19 protein-coding genes are annotated in these 20,080 nt (G+C 54.2%); 15 read left to right on the top strand and 4 right to left on the bottom strand.

Translation table 11 applies throughout. The features are described 5' to 3' along the window. Positions 1–692: transcription termination factor Rho (gene rho, locus OEL57_RS05795; RefSeq protein ID WP_300738421.1), on the bottom strand; the 692-nt coding region annotated here is incomplete at its 3' end. Between the two features lie 416 nt (positions 693–1,108). Here rho and OEL57_RS05790 point away from each other — a divergent pair. The 13 genes from OEL57_RS05790 to bamD all read left to right on the top strand — a co-directional run bounded on the left by OEL57_RS05790 (position 1,109) and on the right by bamD (position 15,175). Beyond that, a complete protein-coding gene (locus OEL57_RS05790; RefSeq protein ID WP_300738419.1) occupies positions 1,109–2,026 on the top strand; it encodes a PLP-dependent cysteine synthase family protein in 918 nt (305 codons plus the stop codon). A gap of 223 nt (positions 2,027–2,249) precedes the next feature. Continuing rightward, positions 2,250–3,125, top strand: a complete 876-nt coding sequence (glyQ, locus tag OEL57_RS05785; protein WP_300738417.1) for a glycine--tRNA ligase subunit alpha — start codon at positions 2,250–2,252, stop codon at positions 3,123–3,125. A 3-nt stretch (positions 3,126–3,128) separates the two neighbouring features. Beyond that, positions 3,129–5,192, top strand: coding sequence for a glycine--tRNA ligase subunit beta (gene glyS / locus OEL57_RS05780; protein WP_300738415.1), 2,064 nt, complete (start codon positions 3,129–3,131; stop codon positions 5,190–5,192). A 38-nt stretch (positions 5,193–5,230) separates the two neighbouring features. Continuing rightward, the gene (locus OEL57_RS05775; RefSeq protein WP_300738413.1) at positions 5,231–6,787 is read left to right on the top strand and encodes a bacteriohemerythrin; all 1,557 of its coding nucleotides are present in this window, start codon (positions 5,231–5,233) and stop codon (positions 6,785–6,787) included. After that, positions 6,784–7,410, top strand: coding sequence for an imidazole glycerol phosphate synthase subunit HisH (hisH, locus tag OEL57_RS05770; protein WP_300738411.1), 627 nt, complete (start codon positions 6,784–6,786; stop codon positions 7,408–7,410). The genes OEL57_RS05775 and hisH overlap by 4 nt, the downstream gene beginning before the upstream one ends. 1 nt (position 7,411) lies before the next feature. Continuing rightward, complete coding sequence (gene hisA, locus OEL57_RS05765; RefSeq protein ID WP_300738409.1) at positions 7,412–8,149, top strand: 1-(5-phosphoribosyl)-5-[(5-phosphoribosylamino)methylideneamino]imidazole-4-carboxamide isomerase; 738 nt, start codon at positions 7,412–7,414, stop codon at positions 8,147–8,149. After that, positions 8,143–8,907, top strand: coding sequence for an imidazole glycerol phosphate synthase subunit HisF (gene hisF, locus OEL57_RS05760; protein WP_300738406.1), 765 nt, complete (start codon positions 8,143–8,145; stop codon positions 8,905–8,907). Before hisA ends, hisF begins: the two co-directional genes overlap by 7 nt. 2 nt (positions 8,908–8,909) lie before the next feature. Then, a complete protein-coding gene (locus OEL57_RS05755; RefSeq protein WP_300738403.1) occupies positions 8,910–9,236 on the top strand; it encodes a phosphoribosyl-ATP diphosphatase in 327 nt (108 codons plus the stop codon). Positions 9,237–9,376: 140 nt separating this feature from the next. Then, positions 9,377–9,574 (top strand): 30S ribosomal protein S21, encoded by a 198-nt coding sequence (gene rpsU / locus OEL57_RS05750; protein ID WP_012469089.1) that lies wholly within the window; start codon positions 9,377–9,379, stop codon positions 9,572–9,574. 244 nt (positions 9,575–9,818) lie between these two features. Then, positions 9,819–10,304, top strand: a complete 486-nt coding sequence (locus OEL57_RS05745) for a CvpA family protein (RefSeq protein ID WP_300738390.1) — start codon at positions 9,819–9,821, stop codon at positions 10,302–10,304. Beyond that, a complete protein-coding gene (gene dnaG / locus OEL57_RS05740) occupies positions 10,301–12,073 on the top strand; it encodes a DNA primase (RefSeq protein WP_300738387.1) in 1,773 nt (590 codons plus the stop codon). The genes OEL57_RS05745 and dnaG overlap by 4 nt, the downstream gene beginning before the upstream one ends. 38 nt (positions 12,074–12,111) lie before the next feature. Next, the gene (gene rpoD, locus OEL57_RS05735; protein ID WP_414718503.1) at positions 12,112–13,872 is read left to right on the top strand and encodes an RNA polymerase sigma factor RpoD; all 1,761 of its coding nucleotides are present in this window, start codon (positions 12,112–12,114) and stop codon (positions 13,870–13,872) included. Between the two features lie 4 nt (positions 13,873–13,876). Next, positions 13,877–15,175 carry an outer membrane protein assembly factor BamD gene (gene bamD, locus OEL57_RS05730; protein ID WP_300738385.1) on the top strand — a complete coding sequence of 433 codons (1,299 nt, stop codon included), beginning with the start codon at positions 13,877–13,879 and terminating at the stop codon, positions 15,173–15,175. 194 nt (positions 15,176–15,369) lie between these two features. Here the strand turns inward: bamD and proB are convergent, their stop codons facing one another. The 3 genes from proB to rdgC are packed head-to-tail and all read right to left on the bottom strand — an operon-like array spanning position 15,370 to position 18,682. After that, complete coding sequence (gene proB / locus OEL57_RS05725; RefSeq protein ID WP_300738383.1) at positions 15,370–16,500, bottom strand: glutamate 5-kinase; 1,131 nt, start codon at positions 16,498–16,500, stop codon at positions 15,370–15,372. Next, entirely contained in the window at positions 16,500–17,516 is a 1,017-nt protein-coding gene (obgE, locus tag OEL57_RS05720; protein WP_300738381.1) for a GTPase ObgE, read from the bottom strand. Before obgE ends, proB begins: the two co-directional genes overlap by 1 nt. Next, positions 17,513–18,682 (bottom strand): recombination-associated protein RdgC, encoded by a 1,170-nt coding sequence (gene rdgC / locus OEL57_RS05715; protein ID WP_300738379.1) that lies wholly within the window; start codon positions 18,680–18,682, stop codon positions 17,513–17,515. Before rdgC ends, obgE begins: the two co-directional genes overlap by 4 nt. Before the next feature lie 333 nt (positions 18,683–19,015). On the opposite strand from rdgC, the gene OEL57_RS05710 reads away from it, so the two are divergent. Both OEL57_RS05710 and lepB read left to right on the top strand, forming a co-directional pair. After that, a complete protein-coding gene (locus OEL57_RS05710; protein ID WP_300738377.1) occupies positions 19,016–19,708 on the top strand; it encodes a hypothetical protein in 693 nt (230 codons plus the stop codon). Between the two features lie 50 nt (positions 19,709–19,758). Continuing rightward, positions 19,759–20,019, top strand: coding sequence for a signal peptidase I (lepB, locus tag OEL57_RS05705; protein ID WP_300738375.1), 261 nt, complete (start codon positions 19,759–19,761; stop codon positions 20,017–20,019). Positions 20,020–20,080: the final 61 nt, after the last annotated feature.

The following is a 20,080-nucleotide window of genomic DNA, read 5'->3' as shown; positions in this document are numbered from 1 at the left end:
GCAGCGTCAGATGTGTATAAGTGACAGCCATTAACGGAACGCTGCATGTCAGTCACTTCTTCAGGTCGTTCATCAATCAACAGAACAATCAGGTACACCTCAGGGTGATTGGCTGCAATCGAGTTGGCAATATTCTGGATCAGCATGGTCTTGCCGGTCCTTGGTGGTGCCACGATCAGGCCACGCTGCCCCTTGCCGATCGGCGAGACCAGCTCCATCACCCGCATGCCGTAGTTGTCCGGGGCTGTCTCCAGCTTTAGTTTTTCCTCAGGATAGAGCGGAGTCAGGTTATCAAAGAGGGTCTTGTCACGGCCGGCCTCTGGTGTCTCAAAGTTGATCAGCTCCACCTTCAACAAGGCAAAGTAACGCTCACCTTCCTTGGGTGGACGAATCTGACCGGAGACCGTATCACCGGTACGCAGGTTAAAGCGCCGGATCTGGCTGGGAGAGACGTAGATATCATCAGGACCCGGCAGGTAGTTATAGTCTGGCGCCCGCAGGAAACCAAAACCATCCTGGAGAATTTCCAGAACTCCTTCTCCATAAATCGAGCCGTTTTGTTCGGTCTGGGCATTCAGGATGGCAAAGATCAGATCCTGTTTACGCAGGCCTGAGGCCCCTTCAATACTCAGATCACGGGCAATACCGTTTAATTCGCTGATTTTTCTGTTCTTCAAGTCCTGGAGGTTCACGACAAGGATCTCCTGCTGGTGGGATACGACGTCATCAAGAAATGAGAGGACGGTGATGTTGGCATAGGATTGCTGGGATATTCAAACAATGGCAAAGGTTAAACTCACAAAAAACAGGGATAATGTTGTATTCACGTGGAGGCTTTTGCCAGATGCAAAGCCCGGGTTTAACGGCTGTCGGGAAACTCTCTTTAGTTTGGAAATGAGCGTAGCAGGGTGGTTGCAACTGAAGTTTAATCACGATAGCCACAACAACCAGAGGATGTCAACAGGAAAGTAACAATAAAAAGTGACCGATGAACAAGCACTTGCACAGATATCTGCTTGACCCCCTGTTGGCGAAAGGCTATAAAAATAATTTCAATCAACAAACCATACCATTAAAATTCACTACTTATTTCAGGCAGGTACCTTTGATGCTCGGACAACCGCTTCTTGATGCTATCGGCAACACCCCCCTGATTCAGATCACCGCAATCAATCCCAACCCCCATGTTCGTATTCTTGCAAAACTTGAAGGAAACAACCCCGGTGGCTCCATCAAGGACCGGCCAGCCCGCCAGATGATCCTGGCAGCGGAGGCCTCCGGTGAGCTGACTGCAGATAAGATTATCCTTGAACCAACCTCCGGCAACACCGGCATCGCCCTGGCCATGATTGCCGCAGCCCGTGGCTACCGGATCAAGCTGGCCATGCCCGCCTGTGTCAGCATGGAACGCCGCAGCATCCTTGAGGCCTATGGGGCCGAGATCGTACTTTCTCCCGGCTGTGAGAAGACTGACGGCGCCATCCGCCTGGCCCACAAGATTTACGGGGAAGAGCCGGGGCGCTACTACATGCCCAACCAGTACGACAACCCCAACAACCCTTTAGCCCATGAGCTGACCACCGGGCCTGAAATTCTTGCCCAGACCAGTGGCGATCTGACCCATTTCGTAGCCGGCATGGGCACCGGTGGTACCCTGATGGGAACCGCTGCCTGTCTTCGCAAGCACGCCCCAACAGTACAGATCATCGGGGTTGAGCCTAACCTTGGGCATGCCATCCAGGGCCTGAAGAACATGAAAGAGGCGATTGTCCCGGCCATTTATCACGAAGAGCAACTGCACCAAAAGATCGTTATTGACGATGAAACCGCCTTTGAGACCTCACGGCAACTGGCCTCCCATGAGGGGATATTCTGCGGCATGTCAGGCGGAGCAGCCATGGCCGGTGCCTTCAAGCTGGCGCAGGAACTTGAAAACGGAACCATTGTGGTGATCATCCCTGACCGGGGGGATCGTTACCTGAGCACCAATCTGTTTAAATCAATGTGCGCCAACTGCCCGCCCTAACAGGGCTTTGCAAAACGTTATGAGGAAGGTCGGATACAAGGCGCCGGAGCGCAGCGACCGAGACATAACAAACAGTTAGGCGAGGAAGCGAGCACCGCGCAACGCAGTAGACGGCCTCCGGAATAGTTTTTCAAGGCCCTGCCAGTCTTAGTTTCTTGACCGGCGCCCCATGGCACTGGTATTTTATGCAACTTATTTCAATTCATCCTCACGGAGGTAGACCGTGACGTTTCAGAACCTGATCCTGTCGCTCCAAAATTACTGGGCAAACCAGGGCTGCGTGATTCAACAGCCCTATGATACTGAAAAAGGGGCCGGCACCTTCAACCCGGCCACCTTCCTGCGGGTGCTTGGGCCGGAGCCCTGGAATGTGGCCTACGTGGAGCCTTCACGCCGTCCAACTGACGGCCGTTACGGCCAGAACCCCAACCGGTTGCAGCACTACTACCAGTTTCAGGTCATCATGAAGCCGTCTCCGGCTAATATTCTGGACCTGTATCTGGATTCCCTGCGGGCCTTTGGCATCAATCCCAGTCAACATGATATCCGCTTTGTGGAAGATGACTGGGAGTCCCCCACCCTTGGAGCCTGGGGGCTGGGCTGGGAGGTCTGGCTGGACGGGATGGAGATCACCCAGTTTACCTACTTCCAGCAGGCTGGCGGAATCGACCTGAAGCCGGTCTCATCGGAGATCACCTACGGCTGTGAGCGGATCGCCATGTATCTGCAGGGCGTAGACAACGTCTACGATCTGGAGTGGGTTAAAGGGGTCAAGTACGGGGATATTCACCACCAGACCGAGGTTGAGTTCTCCACCTACAACTTTGAAGAGGCTGATGTGGCCCTGCTGCTGGAGCTGTTTGGCAAATATGAAAAAGAGTGTATCAGACTGGCTGAAAAGAACCTTGTCTTCCCGGCCTATGACTTTGTCATGAAATGTTCCCACACCTTTAACCTGCTGGATGCCCGTGGTGCCATCTCCGTCACCGAACGAGCCTCCTACATCGGCAGGGTACGCAATGTGGCCCGTCTCTGCGCTGAAGGCTATGTCCGCCAGCGTGAACGCCTGGGCTTTCCAATGCTGAAGGGGGGGAACTAGACCATGACCAGGGAACTGTTACTTGAAATTGGTGCCGAGGAGATCCCGGCCGGATTTGTCCCCAAGGCACTGGCATCGATTGAGGAAATGATCCGCAAAGAGCTTGAGGCTGCCCGGCTCTGTTTTGATGCAATCGTCACCATGGGAACCCCGCGCCGTCTGGCACTGCATATCAAGGGGCTGCCAACCATCCAGCCCGATGCCGAGTTGACCGCCATGGGACCGTCAAAGAAGGCGGCCTTTGATGCTGACGGCAAACCGACCAAAGCTGCTGAAGGATTTGCCCGTGGCCAGGGGGTGGATGTCTCTGCCCTGCAGGTCATCAGCACTGACAAAGGTGAATATCTGGCGGTGACCAAACAGGAAACCGGCCGCCCGACCCATGAACTGCTGGCAGAAATCCTGCCCAGACTGGTGTCTGGCATTCCGTTTAAAAAATCAATGCGCTGGGCTGATCTTGATGTCCGTTTTGCCCGCCCGATACACTGGATTGTGGCCCTGTTTGACGGTGTGGTGGTGCCGTTCTCCTTCGGCCCGATCCAGAGCGGCAACATCTCCCGCGGCCACCGTTTCATGGCCAACACAACCTTTCCGGTGCGTGACTTTTCCCATTATCTGGAAGAGTGTGAACGTCATTTTGTCATTGCTGATCAGGAACGCCGCAAAGAGATCATCCGCAAGGAGACCCACCGGATTGCCAAGACCACCGGCGGTCAGCTGCTGCCGGATGAGTCTTTACTGGAAGAGGTTACCTACCTGGTAGAGTACCCCAGCGCTATTATCGGCAGCATCCCGGCCGAGTTCCTGGTGGTGCCCAAAGAGGTATTGATCACCTCCATGCGTTCCCACCAGCGTTACTTCTCAGTGGTGGATGAAGCAGGCAAACTGCTGCCCTACTTCATCACCATTCCCAACACCCTTGCAGAAGACCCGTCTGTCGTGGTCAAGGGCAATGAACGGGTGCTGCGGGCCCGGCTCTCCGATGCCCGTTTCTTCTTCGATGAAGACCACAAGGTGCGGCTTGAAAGCCGGGTAGAATCGCTTAAAAGCGTGGTTTACCAACAGAAGCTGGGCACCTCCTATGAAAAAATGGAGCGATTCCGGGCACTGGCTGAGCAGCTGGCTGAGCAGCTCAACCCGGCTGTCAAGCAGCAGGCGGCACGGGCCGCCTTCCTCTGCAAGGCTGACCTGGTTTCCGGTATGGTCTGCGAGTTCCCGGAAGTACAGGGGATCATGGGACGTGAGTACGCCCTGCATGATGGCGAAGATGCTACCGTAGCCAACGCCATTGCCGAGCATTACCTGCCAACCCAGGCTGGCGGCGACCTGCCTGCCTCGGATATCGGCGCCTTTGTTTCTTTGGCTGACAAACTGGACACTCTCTGCGGCTGCTTTAGTGTCGGACTGATCCCCACCGGCGCTGCCGACCCCTATGCCCTGCGCCGTGCCACCATCGGCATGATCAGCATTATTCTGGACAAGGGCTATCGCCTGTCGTTGTCAGGATTGATCAGCTCTTCACTTGATCTGTTGGCTGCCAAGCTGACCCGCCCACGTGACGAGGTACAGCGCGATCTGCTGGAGTTTTTCCGGGGCCGCTTTGTCAACCTGCTGGGTAATGGTCACCCATCCGACGTAGTTGAGGCTGCTGTAGCAGCCGGATTTGATGATCTGGCAGACTGCGCCCAACGGATTCGGGCCCTGGACACCTTCCGCCAGCGGGATGACTTCCAACCACTGACCGTGGCCTTCAAAAGGGTCTGCAATATCGTTAAAGAAGGGGTTGATGCGCCGGTTGATCCGGCCCTGTTCCAGGATGAGGCGGAGCACACTCTCTACCGGGTACTGCAGGAGACCAAGACAGCAGCCCAGACAAAAATTGACCAACACCAGTATTTAGAGGCGCTCTCTGACATAGCCGGCCTGAAGTGGGCCGTTGATGCCTTTTTTGATGCGGTTATGGTCATGGCAGAGGATGCAGCTGTTCGTAACAACCGCTTGGCGCTCTTAACCGCCATCAACCGGCTTTTCAGTAGAATAGCAGAGTTCAGCAGACTGACAGGTTAGACATTTCATTGTAATTTTATTGAACCAGGAGGTTCGCCATGTCATTCACCGGTCGTATCATCTTTGGCAATGCCATTGTTGTGTTTTCCGCCGTACTGCTCCTGACGCTACTAAACAAAACCGGCAGCATGCTGAACGGACTTCTGCTGGGATTGTTTCTACTTGCGGGCTCCTCCACTGTGCTGTGGTGGCTCTGTAATCAAGCATTTAAACCACTGAGGGGAATTGTAGCCGCCATGGAAAAGGCAGCTGCCGGTGACTTGTCCGTACGTGCAGAAACCAATGCCGCTGGCGAAATCGGCCGTCTGGGCATCGCCTTTAATGCCATGATGAACGACATGAATCAGGCCATGCGCAAATTTTTCAGCGTGGCAGATCTGGTGCGTGATTCGGTCTCCATGGTTCAAAACACCACCAATGCCATGGCTGATGCGGCAGAAGAGGTTGCCATGCAGGCCGGCACTATTGCCACTGCCAGCGAAGAGATGTCAGCCACCTCATCGGACATTGCCCGCAACTGCCTCTATGCAGCTGAAAATTCACAAAAGGCAACTGAGCAGACCACCACCGGCGCCCAGATTGTCCGTAGCAGCGCCGATGTGATGGAAAATATTGCCAAGCGGGTCATGCAGTCGTCAACCACGGTTGAAGGGCTGGGGCAACGCTCTGACCAGATCGGCGCCATTGTGGGCACCATTGAGGATATTGCTGACCAGACCAACCTGCTGGCACTGAATGCTGCCATTGAGGCTGCCCGGGCTGGTGAGATGGGCCGGGGCTTTGCCGTGGTTGCCGATGAAGTGCGTGCCCTGGCAGAACGTACCACCCGGGCCACCAAAGAGATCGCCGGGATGATCAAGACCATCCAGACAGAGACCCAATCAGCTGTTAAATCCATGTACGAAGGGGTTGAAGAAGTTAAACGGGGTACCGAAGGCACCACCCGCTCCGGTGAGGCGCTGGAAGATATCCTGAGCATGATTAACGAACTTGCCCTGCAGATCAACCAGGTGGCAACCGCAGCTGAAGAACAGACCGCCACCACCTGCGAGATTACCAGCAACATCCAGATGATCACTGAAGTAGTCAACCGCAACGTGGACAATGCCCGCGGCACCACTGAGGCAACCGTCAAGCTGGCCCAACAGGTAGAAGAACTGCACCAGTTGGTAGGTCACTTCAAGCTGGCCAGTGCCCTGGTCTGGGATGCCAGCTTTGCCACCGGTATCCATCGGTTTGACGAACAGCACAAGGTACTATTCAACATGGTTAACGAGCTGCACGATGCCATGCAGCAAAAGCGGACCAGAGAGGCGATTGGCAAGATCCTGCACGGGCTGGCCGACTATACGGTCAACCACTTTGCTGAAGAGGAAAAGGCCTTTGATCAGACCCGTTATCCTGATGTAACCAACCACAAGCAACTACACAAAAATCTGGTGGATCAGGTGGTTGCACTAATCGGAAAATTCCAGAGCGGCGAGACCCTGCTGACTCAGGATGTCATCTCCTTCCTGCAGAAATGGCTGATTGACCATATCAAAGGCCAGGACAAAAACTACGGTCCTCACCTGATCAAGAACGGTATCAAATGATTGCAATTATTGACTATGGTATGGGCAACCTGCGCTCGGTTCAGAAAGGATTTGAGCGGATAGGTTTTGCTGCAGAGGTAACCGCTGACCCGGCACGGCTGCTTGCGGCAGAAAAGATCGTACTACCCGGTGTGGGAGCCTTCCGTGACTGTATCCATAACCTGGAGCAGGGTGGTTTTGTTGAGCCTATCCTGCAGGTGATTGCTGAAGGACGACCGTTTCTTGGCATCTGCCTGGGGCTGCAGTTACTCTTTAGCGAAAGCGAAGAGTTTGGTCGACACAAAGGTCTGGGGGTAATTCCCGGTCGGGTGGTCCGTTTTCCAGAGGGGATGCAGGAACAGGGAGAAAAGCTGCCGGTACCCCACATGGGCTGGAACCAGATTTCCCTCAAGGCCGAAACACCTTTGTTTAAAGGTATTCAGGACAACAGCAACGTCTACTTTGTACACTCCTACTATGTGAAACCGGATGACCCGACAGCTATTGCTGCCACCTGCAACTACGGCCTGGAGTTCTGTGCTGCCATCCGCAAGGACAATCTCATGGCCACCCAGTTTCACCCGGAAAAATCGCAAGGAATCGGCCTGCAGATGCTGAAAAACTTTGCCGAGATGAAAGGTTAGCATGATCGTCATACCTGCCATAGACCTGAAAGAAGGTAACTGCGTCCGCCTGGAACAGGGCGAGATGAACCGCGACACCATATTTTCCGACAATCCTGCCGAGCAGGCCCTGAAGTGGCAGGAGGCTGGCGCAGAACTGCTCCATCTGGTGGACCTTGATGGAGCCTTTGCTGGTATCCCAAAAAACAAAGCTGCCATTGAGGCGATTATCAAGGCGATCAGCATCCCTGCCCAACTGGGTGGCGGCATCCGCGATATCGCCACCATTGAGGCCTATCTGGCACTGGGGCTTTCCCGTGTGATTATCGGCACCGCTGCCCAGCGCAACCCGGAACTGGTAATTGAAGCCTGTAAAAAGTTTCCTGGCCAGATTGTGGTTGGTATTGATGCCAAAAACGGCATGGTAGCGGTACAGGGCTGGGCAGAGCTGACCGACATCAGCGCCGTTGATCTGGCAAAAAAGTTTGAGGACTGCGGTGTTTCCGCCATCATCTACACTGACATCAGCCGGGACGGCATGATGGGCGGCCCCAACCTTGAAGCCACCAAGGCGCTGGCAGAGGCGATCTCAATCCCGGTGATCGCTTCCGGCGGTGTTTCTTCACTGAAGGATATCGAAAACCTGATGGCCGTTGAGGCCAGCGGTGTGACCGGCGCCATTACCGGCAAGGCGATCTACACCGGCGCCATTAACCTGCGTGAGGCGATTCAGCTGACCAAACGGGGTTGCCAATGCTGACACGACGTATCATTCCCTGTCTTGACGTAACCGGTGGCCGGGTGGTCAAGGGGGTTCAGTTTCTTGAACTGCGCGATGCCGGTGACCCGGTGGAGATCGCTGAAGCCTATGATCAGCAAGGGGCCGATGAGCTGACCTTTCTGGATATCACCGCCTCATCCGATGGTCGCGACACCATGGTGGATGTGGTACGCCGTACTGCCGAGCGGGTCTTTATGCCGCTGACCGTTGGTGGCGGTATCCGGGTGGTAGAGGATATCCGCCGCATGCTGAATGCCGGGGCTGACAAGGTTTCAATCAACACCGCAGCCGTTGATCGTCCTGAATTTGTCAATGAGGCTGCGGAACGGTTCGGCTCACAGTGTACGGTGGTTGCCATTGACGCCCGTCAGGTACCGGGTGAACAGCGTTGGGAGGTCTACACCCACGGTGGCCGCAAACCGACCGGCATTGATGTTGTCGAATGGGCAACCCGGATGGAGTCCTTTGGCGCCGGTGAAATCCTGCTAACCAGTATGGACCGCGACGGTACCAAGGATGGCTATGACCTTGCCCTGACCCGTGCCGTGGTTGATGCCGTTTCAATACCGGTGATCGCCTCTGGTGGCGTCGGCAACCTTGAACATCTCTATGATGGTTTCAGCATTGCCGGGGCCTCTGCCTGTCTGGCGGCATCCATTTTTCACTTCCGACAGCACACCGTTCAAGAAGCCAAACAGTACCTACAGGGACGCGGCGTCCCGGTCAGGATGGTCTGACAATGCCCACAGAACAACACATTCTGGATGAACTGTATCAGGTCATCCAATCCCGTAAGGGTGCTTCACCGGACAGCTCCTATACCGCCTCCCTGCTACACAAAGGTCTGGACAAGATTCTCAAGAAGGTCGGGGAAGAAGCTACCGAAGTGGTTATTGCGGGCAAAGGTGGTACCGACAGCGAGCTGGTCTACGAAACTGCTGACCTGCTCTATCACAGCCTGGTACTACTGGCAGCACGTGATATTCCGGCAGACACTGTCTGGACAGAACTGCAACGCCGCTTTGGCACCTCGGGAATAGCTGAAAAGGCGGCCCGCAAGGAATAGCAAAACCTGAATACTTATTCAGTTGACATCAGGAAATTTACTGCTAATATACAAAACTCACAAAAAAATACACCTAGGCATTGTTAACAGCACCTGCTGTTTCCATACAACGTATCTTACGACGGAGGGAGGGATTATGGATGCCAGGAGTACGAATTCGGGAAAACGAACCATTTGATCTCGCTCTGAAGAAGTTCAAGAAGCAGTGCGAAAAGGCGGGGATCCTCTCTGAGGTCCGCAAGCGTGAGCACTACGAGAAGCCCAGCATCAAGCGCAAGAAGAAGGCGATTGCAGCACGCAAGCGCGCCCTGAAGAAGCAGCGTAAGATGATGGACTAACGCCCATCGAAGCCGGATCTCCCTTCCTCTCCTCCACTTACGATCCGGTATGCAGTAACGAACGGGGCTTTCGCAAGAAAGCCCCGTTTCCGTCTTATTCCAGCTTCAAATCAAGGATGAGATCAAGGCGGCACGGTTATCGGCGACGCAGGCGTACACACAGTACGTATGAGGAGCCGAAGACGAGCCAACGAAGATATCGCCGTGAGTTGGAACTGGAATTATTCTCCATGGACACCACGCTATGAGCCTGCTCGACATCACTATCCTGACCGTGCTGGCCCTTGGGGCATTGAGAGGCCTGCTGCGAGGCCTTATGAAAGAGGTTGCAGCCTTGTCAGCGTTACTGCTGGGGGGCTGGATGGCCTTCCGGTTCCATGAACAGGCAGCCGTACTGCTACAAGGGATGGTTCCGCCGGTAGCTGCACGGATGATCGCCTTTGTAACCCTGTTGATTCTGGTTGGACTGGCGGCCCACCTGTTGGGCAATCTGCTGACCAATCTGATTAAACTTGCCCTGCTGGGGTGGGTTAATCGCCTGGGCGGTATGCTGATCGGTTGTCTTGAAGCTGCGCTTATACTGGGAATGTTCTTTTACGCCGTTATTTCGATACCGTTTGCCTTTCAGTTCAAGGATACGGTTCAAAAACATTCGTTTGCCCTGCCATTGGCACAGTTTGGCGGCACAACAATTGACCGGGCCAAGACTTTTCGGCAACAGACACCATGAACCGTAATGACACGGTCAGAGAGGTTGCTGAACGACTCTCCATTGCTGAGGTCATTGGTGAATACGTTTCCCTGAAACGGAGTGGTTCCAACTTCCTGGGGCTCTGCCCGTTTCATGGAGAAAAAACTCCCTCTTTTAACGTCAATCCAGCCAGAGAAATTTTTCACTGTTTTGGGTGCGGCGCCGGGGGGGATATCTTCTCCTTTGTGATGAAGATTGAAGGGATCAGTTTTCCTGAGGCGTTACGCAAACTGGCTGCACGTGCCGGTGTGGCTATTGAAGAGCGCCCTTTGACTGATGCTGAAAAGCAGCTCAAACTAGAGCGCGACCAGCAGCGCACGATCATGCTGGTAACGGCAGATCACTATCGCGATACCCTTACCCGAAAGCCGGAAGGAGCCTCAGCGCGCAGCTATCTGCAGGAACGGGAAGTAGACCTGGAGACATCAGCCGCCTATGGGCTTGGCTTTGCCTCTGAGAGGCGCGACACCCTGATCCAGCTTCTGAAGGCCAAGGAATTGCCGCTTGAGCTGGCTGAACAGCTGGGGATCATACGCAAGGGAGATCGTGGCTGGTACGACCTGCTGCACAACCGGTTGATCTTTCCGATTCGCGACAAGCAGGGCCAACCGATCGGTTTTGCAGGACGGGTGCTGGACAACAGTCTGCCCAAATATATCAACTCACCGGAATCGCCGCTCTATCACAAGAGCAGCGTACTGTTCGGGGTTGATCTGGCATTACGGGATATCAGACAGAGCGGCACCGCGATTATCGTGGAAGGTTACTTTGACCACCTGGCCCTCCACCGGGCAGGGATACGCAACGCCCTTGCCACCTGTGGTACGGCATTGACCGACGGTCATATCAACCTGCTGAAGAAACATGCCCAGCGGGTCTGCCTGCTGTTTGACGGCGACAATGCCGGACGCAAGGCCACGGTACGGGCCATGGAACTCTGCCTTGAACAGGCACTGCCGGTCTATGTCATCAACCTGCCCCAGGGAGAAGATCCTGACAGCCTGCTGCAGAAACATGGCGTTGAGGCATTTAACCAGCGGGTTGCAGCGGCAAAACCTGCCTTTGAACAGTTTTTACACTGGCTACTGGCCAAGACACCTGCCGACAGCGTTGATCAGCGGGTGCGGTTGATGGATGAAATCATCCCCCGCTTTCAGCGGATCAAAGATCCGGTAGAGCGGGACCTCTACCTGAAAGAGATCTGTCGGCTGTTGGGTATTGATCCTCCATCATTCCGCCGACGGCTGGCTGGACAACGCAGCGAACAAAAACAGGAGCAGCCCCAGACAGCAACAAAGCCAGCGCAACGGCCTGCCCAACGGGACATCGGCATACAGACCCAGGAAACCCTGCTCAGCCTGCTGGCAACCTATCCTGAGGTCCGGCAAGAGCTGCAGGGGCTTGACCTTAAGCAGCTGTTTGACCAGCAGCACCTGCCCCTGGCACAGGCGATACTTGCCACTGCCAGCAGTGATCAGGAAGGACCGATCTGGCACAACCTGCTGGCACAGCTTGAGCATGAAGAGCAGAAAGAACTGGTGGCGCGGCTGCTGGTTCAGGACCAGCATTTAGCAAACATTGACTGGCGGGCAGCTCTGCGGCAATGCCTGAAGCGGCAAAAAGAAAAAGAGACCGGTGGGTTAAAGCAGATCGCCCTGCGGCTGGCCACCCTGCCTGAAGACAGTGAAGAATATCAAGAATTGTTAAAATTGGCCGATCAGTTGCGTAATAAAAAATCGGCGCTATAAGTAATCATACTCAGTATTCTACAAAGGTACCCATTCCCATGGCTAAGAAAAACATTGATGATGTTAAGCAGTTGATTGATATAGGCAAAGAAAAGGGTTTTCTGACCTTTGATGAAGTAAACGACATCCTCCCTCCTGATATTGCCACTGAACAGATTGAAGATGTGATGGGCATGTTTGGTGATATGGATATTGAGATCGTTGATTCCTCCCAAAAGGTCAAGATTCCCAAGATCAAGATCGATCTGGAAGAAGGCGAAGAAGAGGCCGAAGGCGAAGCAGAAGAGGTTGAATTTGAGCCGGGTGCCATTGGACGTACCAGTGACCCGGTCCGGATGTACCTGCGGGAAATGGGTTCCGTTTCCCTGCTAACCCGTGAGGGTGAGGTGGAGATTGCCAAACGGATTGAGGACGGCGACCGCGAAGTAGCTGGCATCATCCTCAACACCCCGATTACGGTCAAAGAAGTGCTTGTGCTGGGCGACAAGCTACGCAAGTTCCAGATCACCGCTTCTGAAATCAGCAAAGATATCGAAGAAGATCCTGATGTTGATGCAGAAGAAGGTGAAGAGGATGTCCAGCAGATCCGCCTGCTTGAAGCGATTGATGCCATTGCGGCCTGTGATCAGCAAGTCACTGAACTGGTAACAGCCCTTGAAGCAGCCAAGGCTGCCGGCAAGAAAAAAGAACTGGAAAAAAGCCTGAAAGAGGCCAAGGAGCACCTGGCAGAACTGTTGCGCTCCCTACGGATGAAAGATCGCCATATCACCAGGGTTGCCGACCGCCTGAAGGAGCTTTCCTCCAAGGTCAATCGGGTTAAAAATGAACTGGCAGAAGTCCATAACATCATACCGGCTGACAAAATGGCTGAACTGCTTGAAAAGTTCCGGCTTGACGAAACCAAGGGCATGGCCGCCCTTAAGCCGCTGAAACTGAATGAAGATGACTTTCAGAAGGTTGAAAAGCGCCTCAAGAATGCAGCCCGCAAACTGATCAAGGTTGAGCAGGAATCAGGCTTTAAGGCAACCGAACTTTCCAAGGCGATCCGGGCGATCCGCGAAGGTGAGCACAAGGCTCGCATCGCCAAGTCAGAACTGATCGAAGCCAACCTGCGTCTGGTAGTTTCAATTGCCAAGAAATACACCAACCGTGGTCTGCAGTTCCTTGACCTGATCCAGGAAGGCAACATCGGCCTGATGAAGGCGGTGGACAAGTTTGAATACCAGCGTGGCTACAAGTTCTCCACCTACGCCACCTGGTGGATCCGTCAGGCCATCACCCGTGCCATTGCTGACCAGGCCCGTACCATCCGGATTCCGGTCCACATGATCGAGACTATTAATAAGCTGATCCGTACCAGCCGTCAGCTGGTACAGGAAAATGGGCGCGAACCTGCACCTGAAGAGATTGCCGAGCGGATGCAACTGCCGCTGGACAAGGTGCGCAAGGTACTGAAGATAGCAAAAGAACCGATTTCACTGGAAACACCGATCGGTGAAGAAGAAGATTCCCACCTGGGCGATTTCATTGAGGACAAAGGCGTGGTCAACCCCCTTGAAGCGGTAATCAAGGCCAACCTGTCCGAACAGACCTCCCGCGTGCTTTCCACCCTGACCCCCCGGGAAGAAAAAGTCCTGCGGATGCGTTTTGGTATTGGCGAGAAGAGTGACCACACCCTGGAAGAAGTAGGCCAGGACTTTGAGGTTACCCGCGAGCGGATTCGTCAGATCGAAGCCAAGGCACTGCGCAAACTGCGTCATCCCAGCCGCAGCAAAAAACTAAAGAGCTTTGTAGAGTAATCACATGCACATACTTCTCAGCCACCGTCAGCCAATGCGCTTCATCGTATCTCTGTGTCTCCTGATCTGCCTGCTGCAGCTTACACCTGCCAGTGCAGAAACGGACGATTCATCGCTCTTTATGGAGGCTTTTACCTCCTTTCAGGGCAAGGACTATCTGCACAGCATTGAAAAGCTCAACCATATGGAACAGCTTTTCCCGGACTCTCCCCTGCGGGACGTCTCGCTGCTGATGCTGGCCCGGGCGCAGCACCGCTCCGGCGATAACGACACCGCTGCACAAACCATCAACCAGTTCAGTAAAGAATTTGGTAATGGTCCCCTTGCCGATTCCATCGAGGCAGACCTTGCAGCACTGGCCAAGCGCCGCCAGGCCGGAGAAAAACTGACACCCAATAAACATCTACGGGCCGCAGCCCAAAAGGTTCGTAACGAACAGCTGGCCATGGAACGAGCTGCAGCGCTGAAGGCTGAACAGGAACGTCTGGCCCGGGAGCGGGCTGATCGGGAGCGGGTTGCGCGGGAGCGGGCCGAAGCGGATCGAAAAGAACGTGAACGGCTAGCGGCTCTCAAGGCTGCCAAGGATGCGGTCAAATTTGAGATTGAGACACCGACTGCAGCAGCCCAGGAAGTTGGCTCTGCTGCCAGCGTGTTGTTCCAGCTGGTTAACCATGGCAAGGATACTGAAGAATTTGCCCTTGAGGCCACATTACCATTGGGCGTGGAAGGGATGATTACCCAGGCGGCTGATCGCAGCCAGCCGGTGCAGAAGATCACCCTGCAGCCCCGTCAACATGCAGAGCTGATGATCGCTTTCAAGATGCCCAGCGACCGTGTTGATGGGTCACGGATTACTGCTACGGCCAAAGCCACCTCAACCAAATTTAATGATATCAGTAAATCAAAAGAGCTGACCATAACTGCTGCTGCTCCATTGTTACGTGCGGTATCCCGTCTTCAGCAGGCCGCTGTAACAGGCGAGGCTGCCAGCTACAAGGTGACCCTGCTGAACGTGGGATCAAAGGCAGCCAAAGAGATTGATCTACGGATTACCCTGCCGCAGCAGTTAAAACTGACTGATGCCGGTGGCAATGGCTGCTGGATTGAAAATGAGCAACTGGCTGCCTGCCGCATTGATGCCGTAGCGTCAGGCAATCTGGTTGAGCGTAGTCTGAAGGTTATGGTCAGGGGTGATGCAGCAGGAAAGACCGCCAAAGGCTCTGTAGAGGTGTTGCAGACCGCCCTGCAGGTGAAGGAAAGCTTCAGCGGTGCTGCCTTTACGGTGAAGGCAAAACAACCGTAGCAGCTAAATGTACCGAACCCCTCCCGGCCTCCCCTTGTCAGGGGAGGGGCAAACCGAAACACTTCCCCCCTGACAAGGGGGGACTGAGGGGGGTTAAGTTTTTACGCCTCTTCATCAAACTACTTTACGCAAACAAAAGGCCCCTGACCAGGTATGGTCAGGGGCCTTTTTCTGTGGCTTTGCCTATAGTTTGCTCAACTATGAGTAGCCAGCACCAGATTATCCCGGTGTACCACATCATCACCGTAACGATACCCCAGCAACTGCTCAATCTCAGCCGATTTATGGCCTGCAATCAGTTGAATCTCGCTGTTTGAATAATCCGACAATCCTCTGGCAATTTCGGTTCCGTCCGGGCCGCAGATCCGCACACACCTGCCCCGCTCAAAACGGCCTTCCACACCGGTAATACCGGATGGCAGCAGACTGGTCCCCTTGTCAACCAACGCCCTCTGTGCCCCGGCATCCACCAGCACCTTGCCTGCCGGACGCAGGGTATAGGCGATCCAGTGTTTGCGTCGGTTCAGACCATCCGTGGCAGGCAGAAACAGGGTGCCGATCTCCTGGCCGCTGACCGCCGCACTGATCACCCCCGGCTGCTTACCCGGCGCAAGGATGGTGGGCACCCCGAACCGGGCCGCTTTTTTGGCTGCCGTCACCTTGGTGGCCATACCGCCGGTGCCAACGTTTGATCCGCTGCCCCCGGCCATCCGCTCAATCTCGCGGGTAATGCTGCGTACCAGCGGAATCAACCTGGCATCGGGATCACTGCCCGGATTGGCGCTGTAAAGCCCGTCAATATCGGTCAGGATCAGCAGAAGATCTGCCTCGGCCAGACTGGTTACCAGGGCAGACAGGTTATCATTATCACCAAACTTGATCTCAGCCACCGCAACGGAATCGTTCTCATTGATCACCGGCAGGGCACCGGCAGAGAGCAACGCCTCAAGGGTAGTACGGGCATTCAGGAAGCGGTTACGGTTAGCCAGGTCTTCGGCAGTCAGCAGAATCTGGGCAGTAACCAGTCCATGACGGGTACAGGCCTGCTGGTAGGCCTGCATCAGAAGCGGTTGCCCCACTGCTGCTGCAGCCTGTTTTTGCGGTATGGTCAGGGTAGCATCAACAGAACGCAGGGCATCCCGTCCGGCAGCCACAGCACCGGATGAGACCAGAATTACCTCTATCCCCTGCCCGCGCAGTTCAGCCATCTCGTCGCACAGGCGGGTAATGGCACCATGGTCAAGCCCGCCGCTGTCAACAGTCAAGACACGGCTGCCCACCTTGATCACTACTCTGCGTACCTGCCGCAACAGATCCCTACGCATCACCACTCCTCCTTGGGAGCAGACCAGAGCCGTTCGGCAATGGCATCCAACAGCGCCTCAACCCCTTCACCGGTAATGGATGATATCGGATAGACCGGGATCTTGCGCTCCTGAAACCAGACCTGGGCCTCGGCCAGATGTTCCTGGGCCGTTGGCAGGTCCATCTTGGTCAAGGCCACAATCTGCCCCTTTTCTCCCAGCTCTTCGCTGAACATGGCCAGTTCTCGGTTGATGGCTTCAAAGGCGGCATAGGGATCGCTGTCCGGCAGGCCGGAGATATCCACCAGATGCACCAGAATACCGGAACGCTCCAGGTGTTTCAGAAAGCGATGCCCCAGACCGGCCCCTTCATGGGCCCCCTCAATAATACCGGGGATATCAGCCATCACAAAGGAACGGAAATTCTTGTAGCCCACCACACCCAGCGAAGGTGCCAGGGTGGTAAAGGGATAATCGGCAATCTTGGGACGGGCAGCCGACACCTTGGTGATCAGTGATGACTTGCCGGCATTGGGCAGCCCCAACAGCCCCACATCAGCCATCAGCTTCAGTTCCAGCCGCAGCTTGCGCTCTTCCCCCTCTTCACCCGGCTGGGCAAACTTGGGGGCCTTGTTGGTGGCAGTGGCAAATCGGGCATTACCCTGACCGCCCCGTCCGCCTTTCAGCAGAATAATCCGCTGGCCATCATCAGTCAGGTCAGCCAGCACCTCACCGGTCTCAAAATCCTTGATCAGGGTACCCACCGGAACCTTGACGACCAGATCCTCACCAGCCGCGCCGTGGCGGTTCTTACCCATGCCGTGTCTACCACGATCAGCCTTCTGATGTTGCTTGTGCCTCAGCTCAAGCAGGGTTGAAAGCGCCTTGGTAGCCTCAAAAATCAGATCGCCACCACGGCCGCCGTCACCACCGTTAGGACCGCCAAAGGGGATAAACTTCTCCCGCCGGAACGCAACACAGCCTGCCCCGCCATGGCCCGAGGAACACAACAGGGTTACCTCATCAATAAACTTCATGCCTGCTCCCCTTCCAGCCAGGTTGCAATCTCCTGCAATCTGGTCTGCCAGCCATCTCCCAGACGTTGCTGCAGAAACTGCAGCAGCAGGCTGTCAAACATCTGCAACCCCGCCTCAAGCAGATACATCCGCTCATAAAAGGCCGATTCCCGCTCAGAAAGATCCTCCACCCCTTCCCGCTCCACCTTCACCGGCGGACACTTGAAGGAGCTAAAGGTAAACAGCTCGGCATTCAACGCAAAACGCCACTCCAGCTCATCTTTTTCCAGATGGATTACCGCACTGCTGATCGCCTTGCCGGTGGTAAGCGCGGAACGGGCCTCAAGATACTTGTCCTGCGAACCGGACACCGCCACCTTCTGCGGGCCACCTTCACCGCCCCCCTGCAACTGGATCTTGTCATCAATCCAGGCCGAGAACGGGGTATTGATATCAAACTGCCCTTTGGTGCAGACCTTAAACCCTTCCCCTTCCAGACCGCCATGCAGCAGCCAGAGCAGAAACTCCTCCCCCAGCCAGCAGTTACTCTGAATTTCATCTAGGGCCGCATCGGAACCTGCCTGATTCAGGGCTGCCAGCCGCTCCTGATCTGCCTCATCAAGCAACGCCTTGGCACGGCTATAGGGATAGATCATCTGCACCCGCAGGTTCTCAAAGCTCTTGCCAAACAGCTCCTCAAAACGCTCCATCACCTTGCTTGATGATGAAAACAGGGTCAGCAGACCGTTATCCTGATGCCAGGAAAGATCCACCGTTGAAGGGGCGGGTAATGCCCTGCTCAGTAGCGCCAGCTTGGTCCGATCAGCAATCTCCTCCCGCTCACGCTTGGGGGGACGCTTCAACTCCGGGCGCTTGGTCAGGTAATCTGCCTCAGCGCGACCAATGTGGGACTTCAACAAGGCAGCGGGAATCCGGCGTTGATCACGGCGGTAGCTGAAGAACAGGTAACGGTCGCGCCAGAACTCACCCGGTGCCACAAAGGCAGGGTCATCAGTGGCATCGGTACAGGTCCAACCTTCGGTCTGCTCTTCAGCAGACTGCTCAATGGATTTAAAGATCCGTCCCTGCAGCGCAGCGGACAGCCATTCAAACCGCTCCTGCTGCTGGGGTAGTTCTCCATCAACGCGATACTGGGCAAAACTGACGGTATTTGAATAGACTCCCATGGTAGTAAACGTATTCCTTTCAGGTAGAAGAAGGTACTGCTTCAGCATATCCGGCCAAACAGACATGGCCGGTTTTTCGGATCGATATCTATAGCATAATTTAGTGAAGATTGGTATGGCCCAGTAATGTCTGGAGGTATACGGCAACAGGGACGGGAACGCAGCGGTATAAATGCTTAAAAACGATTGCACTGATTGATAAATACAGATGCTGCGCTATACTCTGGCAAATGAGGCTGCGGGGGTGTCCGCAAGGCGCAGCGCAGATGGTTTTGCACAGGGAAACCGCAGATTAACTAGTCGGTGATAGATTAATGGCTGAGGAGTTTTGGAATGGATGAAAGATATTACTGGCCCATTGTCGGTGTATTGGTTGGATGGTTATTGAATACAATTACAAATCACTCAAAGTTTCGCGTTGAACAAAAGATGCATTCGGGAAAGGCATTGACCTATTTAATGATTATTCATAGCCAACTTAGCATCTTAAACAAGCACCTTGAGCGATTGAAAGATTTAGTTGATTCTTGGGAAGAATATGAACCCCTTCGTGCACACCAAGTACAAAAACATTTCCTCGCATCCGAAGATCTGCTTAAAAATGTCGAAGTTGCGTTTGTGGAGCTCAGCGGTGTAAATCCAATTTTAGCTGACAAACTAATAGGCATGAAAAACGTTTTGGAGAAATACAGATCCAGCAAACTGAGTCAATCGTCTAAATCCACAGAAATTTACATTCAACTGCTTTCAGCCCAAGAAGCTGTAAATGAGCTGCTAGAAAAAAAATTGCTAAATGAAATTTACTGGCTGGCAGTTAAGTACGACCTTGTAACCTGGTTCAGGGTGTTACTGAAATATAGAACTAGAAAAAATATTGAAGATTCAAAAGTGTTAGATGGAGCTTTCAGTATTCTTAAACAGATGCAGTCGAAATCAGAAAAGAATACGAATGATGCGGCAGAAGGGAGCAGCGAAAGACCCAACAATCCTGAAACCGCACCAACCATCGGCACGACCGGCCCTTGAAAACAGGGCCGGTCAGCTTCATGCCCGTTAAACCATAGGGAGTCAAACAGATGATCAACAAGTTTCTTTTGATTAGCGCAATTCTGCTTTTAGGCATCGTATCTGTAGCGGGGACATTTTACGTCAGAGAAAATGTTATCAAGGCGTACAAGATTCCAGCGGGAAGCATGGAGCCTACCCTGCTTATTGGAGACCATATTCTGGTTGACCGTAGCAAGGCTTCACGAGCCCCCAATCGAGGAGACCTGATAGTTTTCCAATACCCTGGAAAATATGGAAAATACAGGGACACCATACCCATTAATGGTTGACGCTGTAAAGGCAGGAGGATAATTTTATCGCATGCCACGAATAGCCCGCATCATTGCACCC

The organism is Trichlorobacter sp. (genome assembly GCF_030247655.1).
GTDB lineage: Bacteria > Desulfobacterota > Desulfuromonadia > Geobacterales > Pseudopelobacteraceae > Trichlorobacter.
This window is presented reverse-complemented; position numbering and strand designations above follow the sequence as displayed.

What these genes read in the sequence shown, in the direction of transcription:
- OEL57_RS05790 (WP_300738419.1), top strand. Translation starts at nt 1,109, where the DNA reads ATGCTCGGACAACCGCTTCTTGATGCTATCGGCAACACCCCCCTGATT.
- glyS (WP_300738415.1), top strand. Translation starts at nt 3,129, where the DNA reads ATGACCAGGGAACTGTTACTTGAAATTGGTGCCGAGGAGATCCCGGCC.
- OEL57_RS05775 (WP_300738413.1), top strand. Translation starts at nt 5,231, where the DNA reads ATGTCATTCACCGGTCGTATCATCTTTGGCAATGCCATTGTTGTGTTT.
- hisH (WP_300738411.1), top strand. Translation starts at nt 6,784, where the DNA reads ATGATTGCAATTATTGACTATGGTATGGGCAACCTGCGCTCGGTTCAG.
- hisA (WP_300738409.1), top strand. Translation starts at nt 7,412, where the DNA reads ATGATCGTCATACCTGCCATAGACCTGAAAGAAGGTAACTGCGTCCGC.
- hisF (WP_300738406.1), top strand. Translation starts at nt 8,143, where the DNA reads ATGCTGACACGACGTATCATTCCCTGTCTTGACGTAACCGGTGGCCGG.
- OEL57_RS05755 (WP_300738403.1), top strand. Translation starts at nt 8,910, where the DNA reads ATGCCCACAGAACAACACATTCTGGATGAACTGTATCAGGTCATCCAA.
- rpsU (WP_012469089.1), top strand. Translation starts at nt 9,377, where the DNA reads ATGCCAGGAGTACGAATTCGGGAAAACGAACCATTTGATCTCGCTCTG.
- OEL57_RS05745 (WP_300738390.1), top strand. Translation starts at nt 9,819, where the DNA reads ATGAGCCTGCTCGACATCACTATCCTGACCGTGCTGGCCCTTGGGGCA.
- dnaG (WP_300738387.1), top strand. Translation starts at nt 10,301, where the DNA reads ATGAACCGTAATGACACGGTCAGAGAGGTTGCTGAACGACTCTCCATT.
- rpoD (WP_414718503.1), top strand. Translation starts at nt 12,112, where the DNA reads ATGGCTAAGAAAAACATTGATGATGTTAAGCAGTTGATTGATATAGGC.
- bamD (WP_300738385.1), top strand. Translation starts at nt 13,877, where the DNA reads ATGCACATACTTCTCAGCCACCGTCAGCCAATGCGCTTCATCGTATCT.
- proB (WP_300738383.1), bottom strand. Translation starts at nt 16,500, where the DNA reads ATGCGTAGGGATCTGTTGCGGCAGGTACGCAGAGTAGTGATCAAGGTG.
- obgE (WP_300738381.1), bottom strand. Translation starts at nt 17,516, where the DNA reads ATGAAGTTTATTGATGAGGTAACCCTGTTGTGTTCCTCGGGCCATGGC.
- rdgC (WP_300738379.1), bottom strand. Translation starts at nt 18,682, where the DNA reads ATGGGAGTCTATTCAAATACCGTCAGTTTTGCCCAGTATCGCGTTGAT.
- OEL57_RS05710 (WP_300738377.1), top strand. Translation starts at nt 19,016, where the DNA reads ATGGATGAAAGATATTACTGGCCCATTGTCGGTGTATTGGTTGGATGG.
- lepB (WP_300738375.1), top strand. Translation starts at nt 19,759, where the DNA reads ATGATCAACAAGTTTCTTTTGATTAGCGCAATTCTGCTTTTAGGCATC.